Annotated in this window: 10 protein-coding genes, 1 pseudogene and 2 riboswitches; of the genes and pseudogenes, 9 read left to right on the top strand and 2 right to left on the bottom strand. The window is 34.5% G+C overall.

Features of this window, described 5'->3' with window-relative positions:
- Nucleotides 1–35: 35 nt before the first annotated feature.
- Both rd and thiC read right to left on the bottom strand, forming a co-directional pair.
- Nucleotides 36–194 carry a rubredoxin gene (rd, locus tag THESIDRAFT1_RS03165; RefSeq protein WP_003871221.1) on the bottom strand — a complete coding sequence of 53 codons (159 nt, stop codon included), beginning with the start codon at nucleotides 192–194 and terminating at the stop codon, nucleotides 36–38.
- 85 nt (nucleotides 195–279) lie between these two features.
- Entirely contained in the window at nucleotides 280–1578 is a 1299-nt protein-coding gene (gene thiC / locus THESIDRAFT1_RS03160; protein WP_004404444.1) for a phosphomethylpyrimidine synthase ThiC, read from the bottom strand.
- Between the two features lie 45 nt (nucleotides 1579–1623).
- Nucleotides 1624–1731, bottom strand: a riboswitch (TPP riboswitch).
- A gap of 184 nt (nucleotides 1732–1915) precedes the next feature.
- Nucleotides 1916–2026: riboswitch (SAM riboswitch) on the top strand.
- Between the two features lie 67 nt (nucleotides 2027–2093).
- On the opposite strand from thiC, the gene THESIDRAFT1_RS03155 reads away from it, so the two are divergent.
- From THESIDRAFT1_RS03155 to THESIDRAFT1_RS03115, 9 genes and pseudogenes are all read left to right on the top strand, one after another.
- A complete protein-coding gene (locus THESIDRAFT1_RS03155) occupies nucleotides 2094–3377 on the top strand; it encodes a homoserine dehydrogenase (protein WP_006569538.1) in 1284 nt (427 codons plus the stop codon).
- 27 nt (nucleotides 3378–3404) lie between these two features.
- Nucleotides 3405–4688, top strand: coding sequence for a homocysteine synthase (locus THESIDRAFT1_RS03150; RefSeq protein WP_006569537.1), 1284 nt, complete (start codon nucleotides 3405–3407; stop codon nucleotides 4686–4688).
- A 20-nt stretch (nucleotides 4689–4708) separates the two neighbouring features.
- A complete protein-coding gene (gene metX, locus THESIDRAFT1_RS03145; RefSeq protein WP_039929128.1) occupies nucleotides 4709–5809 on the top strand; it encodes a homoserine O-acetyltransferase MetX in 1101 nt (366 codons plus the stop codon).
- Nucleotides 5810–5908: 99 nt separating this feature from the next.
- The gene (locus THESIDRAFT1_RS03140; RefSeq protein WP_006569535.1) at nucleotides 5909–7045 is read left to right on the top strand and encodes a Gfo/Idh/MocA family protein; all 1137 of its coding nucleotides are present in this window, start codon (nucleotides 5909–5911) and stop codon (nucleotides 7043–7045) included.
- Nucleotides 7046–7089: 44 nt separating this feature from the next.
- Nucleotides 7090–8472, top strand: coding sequence for an RsmB/NOP family class I SAM-dependent RNA methyltransferase (locus tag THESIDRAFT1_RS03135; protein WP_006569534.1), 1383 nt, complete (start codon nucleotides 7090–7092; stop codon nucleotides 8470–8472).
- A gap of 1 nt (nucleotide 8473) precedes the next feature.
- Complete coding sequence (corA, locus tag THESIDRAFT1_RS03130) at nucleotides 8474–9433, top strand: magnesium/cobalt transporter CorA (RefSeq protein ID WP_004404430.1); 960 nt, start codon at nucleotides 8474–8476, stop codon at nucleotides 9431–9433.
- A 105-nt stretch (nucleotides 9434–9538) separates the two neighbouring features.
- A pseudogene (locus THESIDRAFT1_RS03125) lies at nucleotides 9539–18204 on the top strand (glycoside hydrolase family 94 protein).
- 150 nt (nucleotides 18205–18354) lie between these two features.
- Nucleotides 18355–19332: an ABC transporter ATP-binding protein gene (locus THESIDRAFT1_RS03120; RefSeq protein ID WP_006569532.1), complete on the top strand. Its 978-nt coding sequence runs from the start codon at nucleotides 18355–18357 to the stop codon at nucleotides 19330–19332.
- Nucleotides 19298–20005 (top strand): ABC transporter permease, encoded by a 708-nt coding sequence (locus THESIDRAFT1_RS03115; RefSeq protein WP_006569531.1) that lies wholly within the window; start codon nucleotides 19298–19300, stop codon nucleotides 20003–20005. Before THESIDRAFT1_RS03120 ends, THESIDRAFT1_RS03115 begins: the two co-directional genes overlap by 35 nt.
- The last annotated feature ends 2 nt before the right edge of the window (nucleotides 20006–20007 follow it).

Below are 20007 nucleotides of genomic sequence, written 5' to 3'. Positions count from 1 at the left end.
TTAAAAATCAATAAAAAGAGAGAGCAATTGCTCCCTCACATTTTTTCAAACATATCTTTTCCTACTCCACAGTCCGGGCAGACCCAATCATCAGGCAATTCTTCAAAAGGAGTTCCTGGTTCAATTCCTTGTGATGGGTCTCCTTCTTCTGGATCATAGATGTACCCGCATACTGTGCACTGCCACTTTTCCATAAAAAATACCCCCTTGATGTTTTCCTCTATTATAGCAGAAATTAGCAAAGAAAATCAAGGGGGGAATGTAAATAAGGCAAAGGTATTAGCAAGTCATAGTTGAAGTTCCAAGGTACTCACTGACAATTTTCATAGCGCAGAATTTTCCGCACATACTGCAAGTTTTGGCTGTAGATATGTTTTTATTGACGCGATATTTAAAAGCTTTATCAGGGTCTATAGAAAGCTTTATTTGGTCATCCCAGTTTAAGGCTTTTCTAGCTCTAGCCATAGTTAAATCTTTTTCTTTAGCACCTTTTACGCCTTTTGCGATATCTGCAGCATGGGCAGCTATTTTTGCTGCAATAACGCCTTCTTTGACATCTTCTTTGTCTGGAAGTCCGAGATGTTCAGCGGGTGTAACATAGCAAAGGAAATCAGCACCAGAAGCTGCTGCAATTGCTCCTCCGATTGCTGAAGTTATGTGGTCATAACCAGGAGCTATATCAGTCACAATAGGGCCAAGCACATAAAAAGGAGCGTTGTGACAAAGTTGTTTTTGAAGTTTTACATTTGCTTCAATTTGGTCAATTGGCACATGCCCGGGTCCTTCTACCATAACTTGAACTCCTGCCTCTCGAGATTTCTTTACCAATTCGCCAAGGATTATAAGTTCTTGAATTTGTGCTGCGTCTGTAGCATCTTCAAGACAACCTGGACGCAGTCCATCTCCTAAGCTTAGAGTTATGTCATATTTTTTAGCAATATCAAGGAGTCTATCAAAATGTTTATACAAAGGATTTTCTTTGTTGTTATGGAGCATCCAAGCAATTGTAAAGGAGCCACCGCGGCTTACTATATCCATCACTCGGCCGTTGTCTTTAAGCTTTTTCAATGATTCAAATGTTAGACCACAGTGGACTGTAATAAAATCAACCCCGTCTTTTGCTTGTTCTTCTATAACTTCAAAAATAAATTCTTCAGGCATAGCTACAATGCTACCGTATTTGGATATAGATTCTACAGCTGCTTGATACATAGGGACAGTTCCTACAGGGACAGGGGAATTTTCAAGTATTTTTCTACGAGATTGGTTAATGTCGCCCCCTGTGCTTAAATCCATTACCGCATCTGCTCCAGCTTTTACAGCAACATTTAATTTTTCAATTTCTTTTTCAATTTCAGGGTATGCATCAGAGGTTCCTATATTGGCATTTACTTTTGTCGATAAACCCCTTCCTATGCCTTTGGGAATGAGGTTTTTGTGGTTGATGTTTGATGGTATTACTATTTCTCCTTTTTTAACTCCTTCTAAAATAAATTCTTCGTCTACTCCTTCATACTCTGCGACTATTTTCATCTCTTTTGTGACAATGCCTGAAAGGGCGTATTCCAATTGTGTCATAATAAAAACCTCCTTAAAAAATAAATAAACCATGGGGATTATAGCCATGGCAGATGACCACATCCCTACGCAGGTACTAACCTAACAGGTTCGATGGGTTAAAAGGCAACACCTTTTTCTCAGCCGGTTACGCCGGCACCCCATGTGGCAAATATTAAATTTTTATAATCGATAGAGTATAAATATTATACAATAATATTATACCACTAAAAAAAATCGGCGTATATTAAAATTTAGAAAAAATTTAAGAAAGAGTACAAAAAAAGTTCTTGACTTTACAGTTTCAAAGTGATAACATAGATTACAACATGCAAAATTGAATATATTACACACAAACCTCTTATCAAGAGTGGTGGAGGGACTGGCCCGATGAAACCCGGCAACCGGCATTTATATGCGTCTGGTGCCAAATCCTGCAGGTTAGGGTGTCTAACCTGAGAGATGAGAGGAGTGGCGGATTATTAGGCCCTCTTCTCATTGAGAAGAGGGCCTAAAAATTTATTTGGAGGTGTGACATGAAAATAAAAATCGGATTATTAGGACTTGGAACAGTAGGAACAGGAGTATATAAATTGATAACTTCAAGAGGAGGTCATATAAGGGAGAGTACAGGGGTTTATCCTGAGATAAAGAAGATACTCGTGAAAAATCTCAATAAGCCAAGGAAAGTGAAGGTAGAAGGACTACTTACCCAAAATGCTGAAGAAATTTTGAAAGATAAAGAGATAAAAATAGTCATTGAAGCAATAGGAGGTATTTCTCCAGCTTACGAATATGTGAAGGAGGCTTTGTCTTCAGGGAAGCATGTAATCACTGCAAATAAAGAATTGATAGCTAAGCATGGAGAAGAATTAAATGAAATAGCAGAAAAGAATAGAGTATTTCTAAAATGTGAGGCAAGTGTAGGTGGGGCTATACCTATACTGCATCAAATTGATAGATTAAAAATTACAGATGAAATAGATTTTGTAGGCGGTATAATAAATGGCACTACTAATTATATTCTCACCAAAATGACTACTGAAGGTAGAAGGTATAAAGAAGCACTTAAAGAAGCCCAGCAATTAGGATATGCAGAAGCAAATCCCGATTATGACGTAAAAGGCTTTGATGCCCTTTATAAACTTGCTATATTAATGAGGAAAGTGTTCAATATAAACGTGCCAGTAAATTCTATAACCAGAAAAGGAATAGACGAAATCACGACTCAAGATTTAAATTACATCAATAAGTGGGGATATAAAATAAAATTATTTGCCTGGGGCAAAAAAGTCAAAGATGGCATCTTTGCAGGAGTGGAACCAGTTTTAGTCGAAGAAAATAATATTTTGTCAAGGATAAACGACGTAAATAATGCTATCATACTTAGAGGGGATAGTTTTGGTGAATATGTTTTTGTAGGAAAAGGTGCTGGAGAACTTCCTACAGGGGATGCTGTAGTGGCAGATTTAATTGATATATTGTTAAACTATGATATCAAAGATAATAAGAGGATAAACTTTCTTCCAATTCGTCAGGGAAGTTTTACAGATACTTTTTATATAAGGCTTGAAACTCATAAAGAAAATATTTTAGGTTTGAAAAAAGTTTTAAAGTTTTTAAAAGAACAAAAAGTATCAATTGTGGAATCTTCCTATGAAAACGGCACATTTACAGCTATTGTTAAAATGAAGAAAAGTGTTGAGACATTTACAGAAAAATTAGAAAAAATAACCGAGATAAAAACTATTTTTAAAGTTTTGCAAGAGGATATAACAGAAGAAGTAAGTAAATTTGAGGATTTTGTAGAAGTGATTTAAAAAAATTTTGTGAAAGGAGTTAAAAGTATGTCTAAAAAATATGGTTTTTCAACTTTGGCAATTCATGAAGGGTGGGAGCCTGACCCAACTACGGGAGCTGTAGCCCTTCCTATATATCAAACTTCTTCCTTTGCTTTTAAAAGTACTGAGCACGCTGCAGACCTCTTTGCCTTAAAAGAAGAAGGGTATATATATACTCGAATGATGAACCCCACAGTTGACGTTTTTGAAAAGAGAATAGCTGCATTAGAAGGTGGGGTAGGTGCCCTTGCTGTATCTTCAGGTCAAGCAGCTATAACGCTGGCAGTTACTAATATCGCAGGAGTAGGAGACGAGATTGTATCTTCTACCAATCTTTATGGAGGGACTTATAATCTTTTTGCGACTACTTTGAAAAAGTTTGGTATAAATTTTAAGTTTGTGGACCCCAGCAATCCTGAAAACTTTAAAAGTCAAATAACAGATAACACAAAAGCTTTGTACGTTGAGACTATTGGCAATCCAAAGATTGACGTGGCTGACATTGAAAAAATAGCAGAAATTGCCCACACTGCAGGAATTCCTCTCATTGTAGATAATACTTTTGCAACTCCTTACCTTGCACGGCCTATCGAGTTTGGGGCTGATATAGTGGTACATTCGGCGACTAAATTTATAGGTGGACATGGGACTTCTATAGGTGGAGTTATAGTAGATTCTGGAAAATTTAATTGGGACAATGGAAAGTTTCCAGAACTTACAGAACCAGATCCAAGTTATCATGGTATAAGGTATGTAAAAGATGTAGGCGAAGCAGCTTATATTGTAAAAGCGAGGGTGCAACTTTTAAGGGATTTGGGTACTGCTTTGAGTCCATTTAATGCATTTTTATTCGCACAAGGATTAGAGACTCTATCTCTTAGGATGGAAAGGCACAGTCAAAATGCTTTAAAAGTTGCAGAGTTTTTAGCTTCTCATCCCTACGTTTCGTGGGTGAATTATCCAGGACTTAAATCAAGTCCCTATTATGCTTTGGCACAAAAGTATTTGCCAAGAGGGCAAGGAGGAGTTTTGACTTTTGGCATAAAAGGTGGATTAAAAGCAGGCATTAAGTTTATAGAGAGTTTAAAATTATTTACTCATCTTGCTAATATAGGGGATGCAAAGTCTTTGGTTATACATCCAGCCAGCACGACCCATCAGCAGTTATCAAAAGAAGAACAGTTAGCTTCTGGTGTTACGGAGGATATGATAAGACTTTCTGTAGGGCTAGAAGATATAGAAGATATATTAGAAGACCTTGATAATGCCCTTTATGCATCGCAAAAATAGATAAGGAAAGGTTGATGCAGATGATAGTTGAGGAAAAAAAGGTTACACTAAAAGGGAAAAATATATTCACTACAGAAAGTGGGTATAGCTTTGATGAAGTTACTATTGTTTATGAAACTTATGGGAAATTAAATAAAGAAAAAAATAACGTGATACTTGTGGAACATGCTTTAAGTGGCAGTGCCCATGCAGCAGGTGTGAATCCTGGGAAAAATAACGTGGGCTGGTGGGACCCTTTAATTGGCCCCGGTAAATATATTGATACAGATAAGTATTTTGTCATATGCTCTAACTTTCTCGGCAGTTGTTATGGAACGACAGGACCTTCTTCTATAGACCCTAAAACAGGGAAACCATATGGGCTTAGGTTTCCAAAAATTAATATAAGAGACATGGTGAGAGTGCAGAAACTTCTTCTAGATTATCTTGGCATAGACCGGATAAAAGTCGCTATTGGAGGGTCTATGGGAGGAATGCAGGCTTTAGAGTGGGCAGTGACATACCCGGATTTAGTGGATAAATCTATTGTCATAGCTGCTGATTATAAGCTTACTCCTCTTAATATTGCGTATAATCATGTAGGAATACAATGCATACTAAATGACCCACATTTTTACGGCGGTGATTACTATGATAAGCCCCATAAACCTGATAAAGGATTGAGCACTGCCAGAATGCTGGGAATGATAACCTACAAAAGTGGTGATTTATTTGACTATAGATTTGATAGGTTAAGAGATGAAAACAATTTTGAAGTGGAAAATTACCTCAACTATCATGGTTTGTCTTTTATAAACAGGTTTGATGCAAATTCATATTTATATATTTTATGGGCTATGAATGAACATGACATTACGAAGCCTTATGGTTCTTTGAAGATGGCACTTAAAAGGATTAAAGCGGAAATACTTATGATAGGGATAGATACAGATATGATTTTTCCTTCTAAGTACATGAGGGATTTCATTAAAAAACTTAATGCTTCAGGAGGGTGTGGCAAATTTGAAGAAATATCTTCAATGCAAGGTCATGACTCTTTTTTGGTGGATATAGATAAGATTGGACCTATTATTTCGGATTTTATAGAAGAAACATACAATAAAGAAATGGTTTGTGTATAATTGTAAAAGAACAGTCCCTTTTAAAAGGGGTTGTTCTTTTTTATGCTTTATTAATGTTATAATTAAAATATATCGTAATTTTATAAAGAGGTGATTTGGATGTCAAAAAAAGAAATAAAACTTGGCTTTATAGGGCTTGGCTTTATTGGGACAATCCATTCTATAGCTTGTTTTTCAATGCCTTTAATATTTAAAAACCTTCCTTTTGAAGTGAAACTTGGACCTGTGTACAAGAATAACATAGAAGATATACCACATTTTTTTGAAAAAGGTGTAAAAAGTATTGAAGAAATGCTGGAAGAGGGCGGCCTTGATGCTGTCGACATATGTACCCCTAATTACCTTCATTATGAACAGGCGATGAAAGTGATAGAAAAAGGCATTCCATTATATCTTGAGAAGCCAATGGGAGTTAACGGCAAAGAAGCCTATGAAATAATGGAAAAGGCAAAAGAAAAAAGGATAATACATCAAACAGCTTTAATGTACAGGTTTATGCCCGCTGTAAACCAGGCAAGGGACATGATAAAAAATGGAGAGATAGGTGAAATTTTAAATTTTAAGGCGTTGATGCTTCATTCGGGCTATATGGATCCTAAAAGGCCTATGTCCTGGAAAATGAAAAAAGCTACTTCTGGTGGTGGAGCAATAGTTGACATGGGGATACACCTTGTGGATGCAGTAAGATTTATGATGGGAGAAATAAAGTCTTTAAGATCAAATTCTAAGACATATTTTAAAAAAAGGCCTGTATCCAAAGGCTCTGAAATTTATGAAGAAGTGGATGTAGATGACTGGACAAATGTAGAAATAGAAATGAAAAATGGAGGATGGGGAAGTATCGAAGCCTCAAGGATATCTGCCGACCTTGAGGAGGAGACTCGATTTGAAATATACGGTACAAAGGGCTCAATAAAAATATCTACAAAACATCCTCGTTATGCTGTATTATATAAAAAGCAAGATAATATCCAAATAATTGGCGATTACGATAAAAAAAGCAAATTTAGCGAGTATGTGGAGTCAATATATCCTACAGAAAAGTATTCTCTTGGATGGATGGTAGATTTACACATGGCAAGCCTTATAAATTTTTTTACAAATATAGTAGAGGATAAAATTGTATTTAGTGAGACACCCACTTTTGAGGAAGCCTACAAAGACCAGGTTATTTTGGATAAAATATTATTATCAGCTGAAAATAATGGGAAAGTTATTAGTAATCTAAAAGATTAGTTGTCAGTATATTATTCAATCAATAAGATAGGGGTAGTAATAAGATGAAAATTACAGTAAAAAAAGAGTTTTTGAAGAGAATGGAGCAATTACTTAAAGAAGAGTATGAAGATTTTTTAAAGGAATACGACAAAAAGCCTCAAAAAGGCTTAAGAGTGAATACATTAAAAATCGGTGTAGAAGAGTTTAAAAAAATTGTTCCTTTTGAGATAACCCCAATTCCTTGGTGCCCAACTGGGTTTTATTATGATAAAGAAGAAAAGGCGGGCAACCATTTGTACCATATTTTAGGACTTTACTATATTCAAGAGCCGACAGCGATGGCAGTTGTGGAGGTGTTAGACCCTAAACCAGGGGAAAAGATTCTCGATGTAAGTGCAGCGCCGGGAGGTAAAACCACCCACATAGCTACGAAAATTGGCGATGAAGGAATAATTGTTGCTAATGAAATAGATAAAAAAAGAATAAAAGCACTGGTGGAAAATGTAGAAAGAATGGGAATAAGAAATATTGTCATAACAAATGAAACTCCTGAAAAGTTGGCTACCGCATTTGAAGGATATTTTGATAAAATTTTGGTAGATGCTCCTTGCTCAGGAGAGGGAATGTTTAGAAAAGACCCTACAGCAAGGAAAATTTGGTCTTTAAATAATGTTATGAGTTGTTCTATTACACAGAGAAATATTTTGCGAAGTGTAGCTCCTTTATTAAAAAAGGGAGGCATTTTGGTTTATTCTACCTGTACTTTTGCTCCTGAGGAGGATGAAGGAGTTATAAAAAATTTTTTAGAAGAACATCCTGAATTTGAAATTGAAGAAAGTGAGATTAGCAAATTCTTTGACAGAGGGCATCCCGAATGGGTTGAAGGTCCTAAAGATATAAAAAAATGCATGAGATTATGGCCACATAAGGTGAGAGGAGAAGGACATTTTATTGCGAAACTGAGAAAAAAAGAGGAAGAAGAGCCAGACTCTAGATTTAAAAAAACAAAAGGCAGAAAAAAGCAAAAAGAATTACAACTATTTTACGACTTTGCTGATAAATATCTTAATTTAGACTTAGATAATCTAAATATTGAAGTGCATAATGATTTTGTTTACCATGTACCAGAGGGTTTACCGGATTTGAGTAATATAAAGGTATACAGATACGGTTGGCAGTTAGGAGAGCTTAAGAAAAACAGGTTTGAGCCTTCTCACTGGTTGGCAATGGGAATTAAAACTTTACAAGCTAAAAGACTTTTGGAACTTGAAAGAGAACAAAAGGAAAAATATTTAAAAGGAGAAACTTTTGAATTGGACTTAGAAGACGGCTGGATTTTTTTTACTATAGAAGGGTTTCCTGCGGGATGGGGCAGAATTGCAAAAGGGGTAGTTAAAAATTATTATCCTAAGTGGCTTAGAGATATAGAAGTATGGGAGGAATAAAATGATTAGGTGTTTATCATATTCACAAGGGGAAATTGTCAGTATTTCCCCTAATACTATTACAGAAAAAATTAACAATAAAAATCTTTTATGGGTTGATTTAGAAAACCCAACTGATTCTGAAATCAAAATATTAAGCGATGTTTTTAAGTTTCATCCTCTTACTATAGAAGATTGTCTCCATAGGAAGCAGCGGTCTAAAGTAGAAAACTACAAAGATTATTACTTTATAGTAATGAATGTTTTTAAAGGGAGAAAATTGGAAGAGGAATTTAGAATTTCAGAAATTTTTCTTTTTGTTTCTCAAAATTATATTGTTACAGTTCATTGGGGTAATATGGAAGTTGTGAATACTGTTTATGAAAAAGCAAAGAGCGCAGCGAATATTTTTGAGAGAGGAATTGATTTTTTGCTTTATAATCTTGCAGATGAAATTATAGATGATTATTTTCCTATTGTAGATGAAGTGGGAAATAAAATTGATGAAATTGAAGCAGAAATTTTTGAAAAAGAGAGTAAAGAAATTCAAAGTAAGATATTTCTTCTAAAAAAGAACATGTTGAAATTGAGAAAAATCATAACAGCGCAAAGAGAGGTTTTAAATACGCTTTTAAGGCATGACTTCGTTATAATAAAAGAAGAAAACAAATTGTACTTTATGGACGTTTATGACCATATAATGCGCTTGTTTGACTTTATTGATACTTACTATGACCTTCTCACTGGTACTTTAGACCTTTATATGTCTTACATATCAAATAGAATGAATGGGGTTATGAAGACTCTTACAATTATAGCGACTATAATTATGCCTCTAACCCTTATTACTGGTATCTATGGGATGAACTTTAAAAATATGCCTGAACTTAATACAGAATATGGTTATTTTGTTACTCTGGCGGTTATGGGAATTATAGCTTTTGCAGAAATTTTGTATTTTAAAAGAAAGGGATGGTGGTAATAAAAGCCTAAATATTAGGGGCTTTTATTTTTTTATGCTTTAAAATTTCAAACTTGAGGGAATAATATTTTTAGCACTAAATTGCAGTGAGGGAGTTGACATACTATGGAGTATGTGTTGATAGGAGCTATCTTGCTTTTAATAGCCGCGTTTGTTGTACATATTTCAAAAAAGCCTACATGGGGTAAGGAAGATTCTATAGGAGATTTTGACGATATTATTTTAAGTTCGGAGGAAATGGAAAAACATGCAGCAGAAATAGCGCAGAATCACAACATAATGAAGAGAACTAAATTATCCTATTTGCTAATTCCGTGGATGAATAAAAACTACAACTACATAAAGAATGTTTACAGAAATTTGAACAGCATTTTAAAAGAAGAGGATGTCTATATTTCTCAAGAAGAGGAGTGGTTGTTAGATAACTTTTATATAATCGAAGAGCAAGTTAAGGAAATAAGGAAAAGTTTGTCAAAAAGTTATTATTCGGGGCTTCCAGGGCTTAAAAATGGTTTATTCAAAGGTTACCCAAGAATATATGCTATAGCCTTTGAGCTAGTTCTTCACACTGATGGGAAAATTGATGAAAAAGCCATAATTAATTTTATAAAGGCTTATCAGACAAAGGCTTTGCTTTCCAGCTCTGAGCTGTGGGCTTTAAGCCTTATGATACGTATTGCTTTGGTGGAGAAAATAAAAAGATTTGCGAGAAAATTGTAGAAACTCGCCACCAAAGGGAAAAAGCAGAAAAGATACTCACATTGCTTTTGGAAAAAGAAATGAAATATGAAGAAGTGGAAAAGCTTATAAGGAACAATATCAATGTTGCAGACAGATTCCCTCTACAATTTATTGAACATTTGGTAAGTAGACTTAGAAAAGAAGGGAGTAATTCTGTTAATGTCATACAGTCTATAGAAAAAATTTTAATGGAGTATGATACTAGCATTAACGATGTAGCAGAAAAGGCTCATCAAATACAGGCAAAAAGGCAAATTTCTATAGGCAATGCTATTACCAGTTTAAAAACTGTTTCCTCTCTCGATTGGGCACAAATTTTTGAAAGTTTGAGTTCCGTAGAGCAAGTTTTGAGGCAAGACCCGGACGGTACATATCCTAAGATGGATTTTGAATCAAGAGATTATTACAGACATGAAATAGAAAAAATAGCTAAATATTATAATACTTCAGAAACTTATGTTGCTAAAAAGGCAATTGAATGTGCAAAAGAAGTGACAGAACAAGAGGGAAAACTAGGATATATAAACCATGTAGGATTTTACCTTGTAGGCAAAGGAAGAAGTATTCTTGAAAATAAGCTGAGTAACAAATCAAAAAGGACAATAAGCTGGGGAAAAATTGCCAAAAAATCTCCAGAGACTTTGTATGTAGGTTTAATTTTAATCTTCCTATTGGTGGAGGAGTTTTTTGCATTAAAATATATAGCATATTTTTCTAATAAGTGGGGGCTATTATTTATCTCTGGTGTAATTCTTCTAATACCTTTTAGTGAAATGTCAGTTCAATTAGTAAATTGGATTTTAGTGCATATTTTTAAGCCAGTAGTATTGCCAAAAATTGAGTTAAAAGAAGGTATTCCTGAAGATGCTAAGACAATGGTAGTTATTTCTTCTCTTTTGCCAGATGAAAAAAGGACAAAAGAGCTGATTGAAAATCTTGAGGTGTATTATCACGCCAACAGAGAAAAGAATTTGTATTTTGGCTTATTAGGGGATTTTAAAGACGCTCCTTTTGAGGTTATGTCGGAGGATGAGAAGATTGTAAAGTGTGCTTTGGAACAAATTGAAAAGTTAAACGAGAAATATTCTAAAAACGGCGAAAAGATATTTTACTATTTCCACAGAAAAAGAAAATACAATCAAATGCAAAAAAGCTGGATGGGCTGGGAAAGAAAAAGAGGAGCTCTTGTCGAATTTAATGAACTTTTAAGAGGGAAGGAAGATACGAGTTTTTATGTAGTTAGTGGAGATGTTGCCAAACTAAATATAAAATATGTAATAACTTTGGATGCAGATACAAATTTGCCTATTGATACTGCTAAAAAATTAGTAGGTACTATGTTGCATCCCTTAAACAAAGCAGTGATTGACAGAGATTATGGTGTAGTAGTAGAGGGATATGGACTATTGCAACCTAGAATAGGCATTGATATAGAAAGCGCAAATGCTACACTGTTTTCTAAAATCTATGCTGGAGAAGGCGGTATAGATCCATATACTACAGCAGTATCAGATGTTTATCAGGATTTGTTCGGAGAAGGCATATATACAGGTAAAGGAATATACGATGTAGATGTATTTAGAGAACTTTTAAGAGATACTATACCGGATAATTCTATTTTAAGTCATGACCTTTTAGAAGGGTCCTTTGTGCGAACCGGTCTTGTCAGTGATATAGAATTGATTGATGGCTATCCTGCTAAATACAATTCCTATACCATGAGACTGCACAGATGGGTAAGAGGGGATTGGCAGTTATTGCCTTATTTGAAATCTAAAATAAAAAATAGAAAAGGAGAAATGGTAAAAAACCCCCTTTCTTTAATAACTAAATGGAAAATTATGGACAACCTAAGAAGAAGTGTTGTTTCAGTTGCCTTGATGTTAATGCTATTTTTAGGATTTAGCCTTTTGCCGGGAAGCAGTTTTTTATGGTTAGGGGTTGCGATTTTAACTGTATTCTTCCCCATTCTACCTGCTTTAGTTGACACTATTTTTAAAGGCCAGTTCAGACACTATTGGGAAAAAAGACATAAAGCCGTGATAACAAGCATAGAAGCCGCTTTTTATCAATCATTACTTAATTTTGTGTTTTTACCCTATCAAGCTTATATGATGGCAGATGCAATAGTTAGAACACTGACGAGACTGTATATAACTCGAAAGAATTTATTAGAATGGGTTACGGCTGCTGACATGGAGAAGCGACTTAGAAATGACTTTGCAAGTTTTTTTAAAAGAATGTGGATAGTTTTAGTAGAGGGATTAGCATTAGTTGCATTAGTTATGTATTTTAAACCCCAAGATTTAATTGGGGCAATAGTGCTTTTTTTCCTTTGGGCAATTTCTCCCTACATTGCTTTTTATATAAGCCAGCCAATAATTTCAAAAGAAAAAACTGTGTCACAAGAGGAAATGGAGGAATTGCGCTTAATAACGAGAAAAACCTGGAGATTTTTTGAAGACTTTGTGACAGAAAGCCAGAATTATCTACCACCAGATAATTTTCAAGAAGACCCGCCTAATGGGATTGCGGAGAGAACGTCACCTACAAACATAGGACTTTACTTGGTTTCAGTAGTTGGAGCAAGAGATTTAGGCTATATAACCACAACTGAGATGGTAGAAAGAATCAAAAAAACCATCACTACAATTGAAAAAATGGAAAAATGGAACGGCCATTTGTACAATTGGTACAATACGAGGACTTTAGAGCCTTTAAGGCCCTATTATGTGTCTACTGTCGATAGCGGAAATTTAGTAGGTTATTTGATTACAGTAAAGGAAGCAATAGGTGAATTTTTAAATAAACCTCTTATAGATATTGAATTGGCAAAAGGCTTAAAAGATACTATCAAAATGTTGGATATAGAAGGAATTACTGAAGATATTTTTAGAAACATTTTAAATAAAAAAACTTTAATGCCATCTGATTGGGAGGTATTCTTAAGTAAAATTAGGGAGAAACTTTCAAGTACAGAAGATGAGGTAGGAAATATTGAAAGGTTAAAGAATATAATTGGGGCTTTAAAAAGGGAGATGAAAGAATTTTTAGCATGGACAGAATTTGATGAAAGACAGAAAGAGCAAGAAATTTTTAAAAGATATAAGGAGGTTTTTGAAGAACATTCATCTCCAAAAGAATTGGAAAAAGTCTATAAAAACTATTTATTAGAAATAGAAGAAGTTTTTGAAAAAGCTACAGAAGAGGAGAAAGCTTTGTTAAAAAGTCAAAAAGATAAAGTTGCCCAGGCTCTGGAGAAAATTAAAAAGTTGGAGGCAGAGATTGAAAATATAAAGAGTACAATTGAAAATTTGGTAGAAAAAACAGAGTTCAGGCATTTGTATGACGAAAAAAGACAATTATTCTCAATAGGGTACAATGTTGAAGAGGAAAAACTTACAAAGTCTTATTATGATTTGTTGGCTTCGGAAGCAAGGCAAGCAAGTTTTATTGCTATTGCAAAAAGAGAAATTGATAAAAAACATTGGTTTAAATTGGGCCGGATGCTTGCCATTGAAAATCGTTATAAAGGCTTGGTATCTTGGTCTGGAACGATGTTTGAGTACTTTATGCCCCTTTTAATAATGAAAAATTACCAAAATACTTTATTGGATGAAACTTATGCCTTTGCTGTAAGAGTGCAAAAAAATTATGCTAAAGAATTAGGAATTCCATGGGGTATATCGGAGTCCGGATTTTACGCTTTTGACATAAATTTGAATTATCAGTACAAAGCTTTTGGAGTCCCAAGTCTAGGTCTTAAAAGGGGATTATCCCACGACAAAGTAGTAGCTCCTTATGGGTCTTTGCTGGCTATTGGAGTAGATGTAGAAGGGGTGCTACAAAACATAAGGTTCCTTAAAAAAGAAGGAGTTGAAGGGAAATACGGTTTTTATGAAGCGATAGATTATACACCAGAAAGAGTTCCTTTTGGCAAGAAAAGTGCGATAGTCAAAAGCTTTATGGCTCATCACCAAGGTATGGCTTTTGTGGCTTTAGACAATTTTATAAATAACAATATAATGCAAAAAAGATTTCATAAAGACCCAAGTATAAAAGCTACTCAAATATTATTACAAGAAAAAATGCCAATGTATTTAGATATAACGAGGGAAGAAAGAGAAGAAGCAAGAAAAATTCAAAAAGTTCGCAAAGAAGATGGAGACTTTGTAAGGGTTTTAGGAGAATCAAAAACTTGGCTGCCAGAGGTTCATATTTTGTCAAGCGGAAGATATTTTGTAATGCTTACAGAAAAAGGGACAGGATACAGTAAAAATAACAAAGGTATTTTCTTGACAAGATGGAGGAAAGACTTGGCGCAAGATTTTGGTACCTTTATATTTGTTCAAAATATAAACTCTAATACTGTATGGTCAGCCACTTACGCTCCCTTTTACGAAAAAGGTCAGAATTACAGGGTTGTTTTCTCTGCAGATAAAGCAGAATACTTTAAAAGAGTTGGAAATATAGATACTCACTTAGAGATAGTCGTTTCACCAGAGGATGATGTGGAGATAAGGCGATTGACTTTAAAAAATCATAGTAAACATCCGAGAATATTAGAAATTACAAGTTTTGGAGAAATAAGCTTAATAGATTTGCCAACAGATGTGGCACATCCTGCTTTTAATAAACTTTTTGTAAAAACAGAATTTTTAAAGGAAGAAGATGCAATTTTAGTCTGCAGAAAGCCAAGGGAACAAGGAAAAAATAAACTATGGGCTGTGCACAAGGTAGCAGTTTTAAGTGGAGAAATTGTGGGAGATACTCAGTTTGAAACTGATAGAGCAAAATTTATAGGAAGAGGAAGAAGTCTAAAAAATCCAATTGCTTTAGAAGCTGATCAGCCCCTTTCCAATACAGAAGGAGCAGTCCTCGATCCTGTTGTAAGTTTAAGGAAAAGAGTAAAAGTAATGCCAGGGGAAGTAGCAAAAGTAGTATATATTTCTGCAATAACTGAAACTAAAGAAGAAGCCATAAAAATTGCTGCAAAATACAAAGAGGAAAATGTAGTAGAAAGAGCTTTTGAAGTGTCGTGGACAAGAAGTAGGGTAGAATTAGATTATCTTAATTTAAAACCCAGAGAATTAGGCCTTTTGCAAAGAATGTTGGCTCACATTTTATTTGTGAGTCCTCAGCGCAGGTATAGAGAAGAGATGATTTTGAAAAATGTAAAAGGTCAATCTGGTCTGTGGGCATATGGGATTTCAGGAGATTTGCCAATTGTGTTAGTAGAGATAGAAAAGATGGAAGAAATAGAAATGGTAAAGTGGTTTTTAAAAGCTTATGAATATTGGAAAATGAAAGGGATAAATATTGACCTTGTGATATTAAATAAAGATAAAAGCGGTTATCTACAGCCCTTACATGATAAGATAAAAGAATTAATTAATACTACCTTTTCTTATGACATTTTTGGCAAATATGGAGGCGTATATTTGTTACAGCAAAATAATTTAAAAGAGGAAGATGTATATCTTTTAAATACTGTTGTTGCCCTTAAGTTTGAAGGAGGAAATGAATCTATTTACGACCAGATAATGATTAAAGAGACAAAAAACGCTCCAAAACTTAAAAATCGGGTCAAAAAAGTACAAAATTTTGAAGAAATCAAATTAGAGGAATTACCATTAGATTGTTACAATGGTTTTGGAGGATTTAGCTATGATGGAAAAGAGTATATCATAAAGTGGGAAGGCAAAAGTACTCCTGCTCCTTGGATAAATGTGATTTCCAACCCTTCTTTTGGCTTTCAGGTGTCAGAAACAGGAGCAGGGTATACTTGGGCAGAAAACAGCAGGGAATACAAATTGACTCCATGGTACAATGACCCTGTTTTAGACCCCCATGGAGAGGTAATTTATTTAACAGATGAGGAAACAGGGGACAGATGGTCAATTACTCCTTTACCTGCTGGTAAAGCAAAAGTTCATTATATAAAACATGGTTTTGGGTATACTTCATTTGAAACAATATGCTGTGGTTTAAGCCAACACTTAAAGATGTTTGTAGCAAAGGAAGATTCTATAAAGATAAATTTAGTTACCATCAAAAATTTAGGGAATGAAAACAGGAAACTTACAGTATCTTATTACATAAGGCCAGTTTTAGGAGTAACTGATGAGATTACTTTTCCGTATCTATTTACAAAGTACGATGAAAAAATAGGAGCATTAATGATTAAAAATGTGTACAATGAAGATTTTGCTAATAGATTAGCATTTTTGTCAGCTTCAGAAAAGATAAATTCATTTACAGGCGACAGAGCAGAGTTTATAGGAGTTGCTTCAAGTTTAACTTTACCCCAAGCATTGGAATATGAGACTCTCTCAAATTCTACAGGAATATCATTAGACCCCTGTGCTGCAATACAATTTCATGTAGAAGTAAAAGCTAAAGAAGAAAAGCAATTTACAATCTTGTTAGGACATGGTAAAAACGAAGAAGAAGTAAAAAGGTTGATTTTAAAGTATACAAATGTTGAAAATTGTCAGAATGAATTGCGAAGAGTCCAAGAATTTTGGCAAGAGCTTCTAAGAAGGATACAGATTAAAACTCCTGACAAGTCAATGGATTTACTTGTAAATGGATGGCTGCCTTATCAAACAATTGCGTGTAGATTGTGGGCAAGGTCAGCTTTTTATCAATCGGGAGGAGCTTATGGTTTTAGAGACCAATTGCAGGATGCTATGAATATGGTATATCTAGAGCCAGAATTTACAAAAAATCAAATAGTCAACGCTTGCCAGCATCAGTTTGTTGAAGGAGATGTGCAACATTGGTGGCATCCTGTATTAAATAAAGGTATAAGGACAAAATTTGCCGATGACTTGTTGTGGCTTCCTTACGTCACAGCTGACTATATAGAAAAGACAGGAGATTGGTCTATACTGGACATAGAAGTAAATTACTTAGAAGATTTGCCTTTAAAAGAAGAAGAGGAAGAAAGATATTCAACACCTCGTATATCTGAAACAAAAGGTACAGTATATGAGCATTGCATAAGGGCTATAGACTATTCGTTAAAATTTGGAGAACATGGTTTGCCTTTGATGGGGGCTGGCGACTGGAATGACGGAATGAATAAGGTAGGAAACAAAGGAAAAGGGGAAAGTGTATGGCTTGGCTGGTTTTTGTACACTATTCTTCAGAAGTTTTCGCCCATATGTCAAACTAAAAAGGATGAAGAACATGCAAAAAAGTATCAAGAAATAGCTAATAAATTAATAAAAGCTATAGAAGAAAATGCATGGGACGGAAGTTGGTACAGAAGGGCTTACTTTGACGATGGGACACCTTTAGGATCTGTAGACAATTCAGAATGTAAAATTGATTCCATATCTCAATCTTGGTCTGTTATATCTAAAGCGGGAAAAGAAGTAAGAGTAAAAGAGGCAATGAAGGCTGTTGTAAATTATTTGGTCAATGAGGAAGAAGGGATAATAAAGCTTTTAACCCCTCCCTTTGACAGTGGCGAATTAAATCCAGGTTATATAAAAGGATATGTTCCAGGAGTTAGAGAAAATGGGGGTCAATACACTCATGCGGCAGCATGGGTAATACTCGCCTTTGCAGAGCTAGGAGAAGGAGATAGGGCATGGCAACTTTACAACATGATAAATCCTATAAATCACACCAGGACCCCTATTGAGTGTATGAAGTACAAAGTAGAGCCCTATGTCATTGCTGCAGATGTGTATGCGGTAGAACCTCATGTAGGAAGAGGAGGTTGGACGTGGTATACTGGCGCAGCAGGTTGGATGTACAGAATAGCAATTGAGAACCTCTTGGGTTTGAAAAAATACGGAGAAAAACTTATAATAGACCCTTGTATACCAAAAAATTGGGATAAATATGTGATAGAATATAACTATAAGAATACGAAATATCTAATAGATGTAAGAAATCCCAATGGTGTTAACAAAGGTGTAAAAGAAGTATATATAGATGGGGAGCTTGTTACAGATAAGACTATTGATTTAACAAAGAAGGGAAATAGTCATCAGGTTTTAGTGGTAATGGGATAATAAGAAGCTATGACGACTTTTGTCATAGTTTCTTATTATCATTTTGCTTTAAGTTACAATCTTAACTAATGCTTAACAATTTGTACACAAATTTTTAATAATTTTGTGATATAATTTCCACACTATGTAAAATGGAGGGTTGAGACTGCTATGATGATAGAGCTAAAAAACGTCACAAAAGTTTATGGTACTCGTAAAGCAGTAGATAACATAAGCTTTTCTGTCGATAAAGGAGAAATAGTTGGTTTTTTGGGGCCCAATGGTGCTGGTAAAACTACCACTATGAAAATGATAACAGGATATATGCCCCCTACCAGCGGTAATATAAAAATTGCAGGATATGATATTGTTGAACAACCGATAGAGGCAAAGAAACATATTGGTTATTTACCAGAGGTACCTCCTTTGTATTTAGATATGACCGTAGAGGCATATCTCCATTTTGTAGGAGGTATAAAAGGTGTTTCTCCAAAAAAGAGAAGAGAAGATGTTGAACGAATTATACATGAAGTTGGTTTGACTGATGTGAGAAAAAGGCTTATAAAAAACTTGTCTAAAGGTTATAAACAAAGGGTTGGACTTGCACAAGCAATCATAGGAGACCCTGATGTTTTGGTATTAGATGAGCCGACAGTAGGTCTTGACCCTAAGCAAATTAAAGAAATAAGAGATATTATAAAAGAGTTAGGGAAAAAGCATACAATAATTTTAAGCACTCATATATTGCCAGAAGTTAGTATGGTATGTGACAGAGTTATTATAATAAATAAAGGGAAAATTGTTGCAATAGATAAGACAGAGAATTTATCAACTGCATTGCAAAATTCAAGGAGATATTTTATAAAAGTGGAAGGACCTTATGAAGAAGTAGTAAACAGTGTAAAAGAGATTGAAGGAGTAACTAATGTAGAAGCAGAAGTTGATTCAGATAATACGATAAAGTTGACAGTGGAATCTTCTGCTGATAAAGATGTTCGAAAAGATATGTTTTTTGCTTTTGCCAAAAAAGGCTTTCCAATATTAGAACTTAAAATGCTAAATTATAGTCTTGAAGAAGTATTTTTAGAACTTACAACAGAGGAGGAAAGTTACGATGAAAATGTGGGAAATACTAAAGAGGGAGCTTAAAAGCTATTTCTTTTCCCCCCTTGCCTATGTGCTGCTAGGATTTTATCTTTTGATATCTGGATACTTTTTTTCAACCTATGTGTTATCTACTCATTATGCTATATTAACTCCAATCTTAGGTAGTATGGTCACTGTTTTTATGTTTATAAGTCCTATTTTGACAATGAGACTTATTTCAGAGGATATGAAGACGGGAACAGATCAACTTTTACTCACGTCACCCGTTACAGTTACTGATATAGTGATTAGCAAGTTTTTTTCTACAGTGTTTGTGTATTTGATAGCACTTGTAATAACTTTTTTATACCCTATTTATCTTAAATTGTATTCTTCACCAGATATGGGCTCTATCATAGCAGGTTATATTGGAGTGTTTCTAATAGGAGCAACTTTTATATCAATAGGGCTTTTTGCTTCTTCACTTACAGAAAATCAAATGATAGCTGGAGTAATTGGATTTGCTTTAATTCTTGTGCTTTGGTTGATTAGTTGGCTAGGAGACGTGTTTAGTGGAAAAGCAAAAACTATTTTTCAGAATCTGTCTTTCTTTGACAGGCTAAATAATTTTCTAAATGGATTAGTGAATTTAAGTGATGTAGTCTTTTTCATAAGTGTAATTATATTCTTTATTTTCTTAACAATCCGTGTTGTAGATAAAAGACGTTGGAGTTAGGA

The sequence above is a fragment of the Thermoanaerobacter siderophilus SR4 genome (assembly GCF_000262445.1).
GTDB lineage: Bacteria > Bacillota > Thermoanaerobacteria > Thermoanaerobacterales > Thermoanaerobacteraceae > Thermoanaerobacter > Thermoanaerobacter ethanolicus.
This window is presented reverse-complemented; position numbering and strand designations above follow the sequence as displayed.

Bases quoted from the DNA above. Each gene is read 5' to 3' on its own strand.
- rd (WP_003871221.1), bottom strand. From the start codon at position 194: ATGGAAAAGTGGCAGTGCACAGTATGCGGGTACATCTATGATCCAGAA.
- thiC (WP_004404444.1), bottom strand. From the start codon at position 1,578: ATGACACAATTGGAATACGCCCTTTCAGGCATTGTCACAAAAGAGATG.
- THESIDRAFT1_RS03155 (WP_006569538.1), top strand. From the start codon at position 2,094: ATGAAAATAAAAATCGGATTATTAGGACTTGGAACAGTAGGAACAGGA.
- THESIDRAFT1_RS03150 (WP_006569537.1), top strand. From the start codon at position 3,405: ATGTCTAAAAAATATGGTTTTTCAACTTTGGCAATTCATGAAGGGTGG.
- metX (WP_039929128.1), top strand. From the start codon at position 4,709: ATGATAGTTGAGGAAAAAAAGGTTACACTAAAAGGGAAAAATATATTC.
- THESIDRAFT1_RS03140 (WP_006569535.1), top strand. From the start codon at position 5,909: ATGTCAAAAAAAGAAATAAAACTTGGCTTTATAGGGCTTGGCTTTATT.
- THESIDRAFT1_RS03135 (WP_006569534.1), top strand. From the start codon at position 7,090: ATGAAAATTACAGTAAAAAAAGAGTTTTTGAAGAGAATGGAGCAATTA.
- corA (WP_004404430.1), top strand. From the start codon at position 8,474: ATGATTAGGTGTTTATCATATTCACAAGGGGAAATTGTCAGTATTTCC.
- THESIDRAFT1_RS03120 (WP_006569532.1), top strand. From the start codon at position 18,355: ATGATGATAGAGCTAAAAAACGTCACAAAAGTTTATGGTACTCGTAAA.
- THESIDRAFT1_RS03115 (WP_006569531.1), top strand. From the start codon at position 19,298: ATGAAAATGTGGGAAATACTAAAGAGGGAGCTTAAAAGCTATTTCTTT.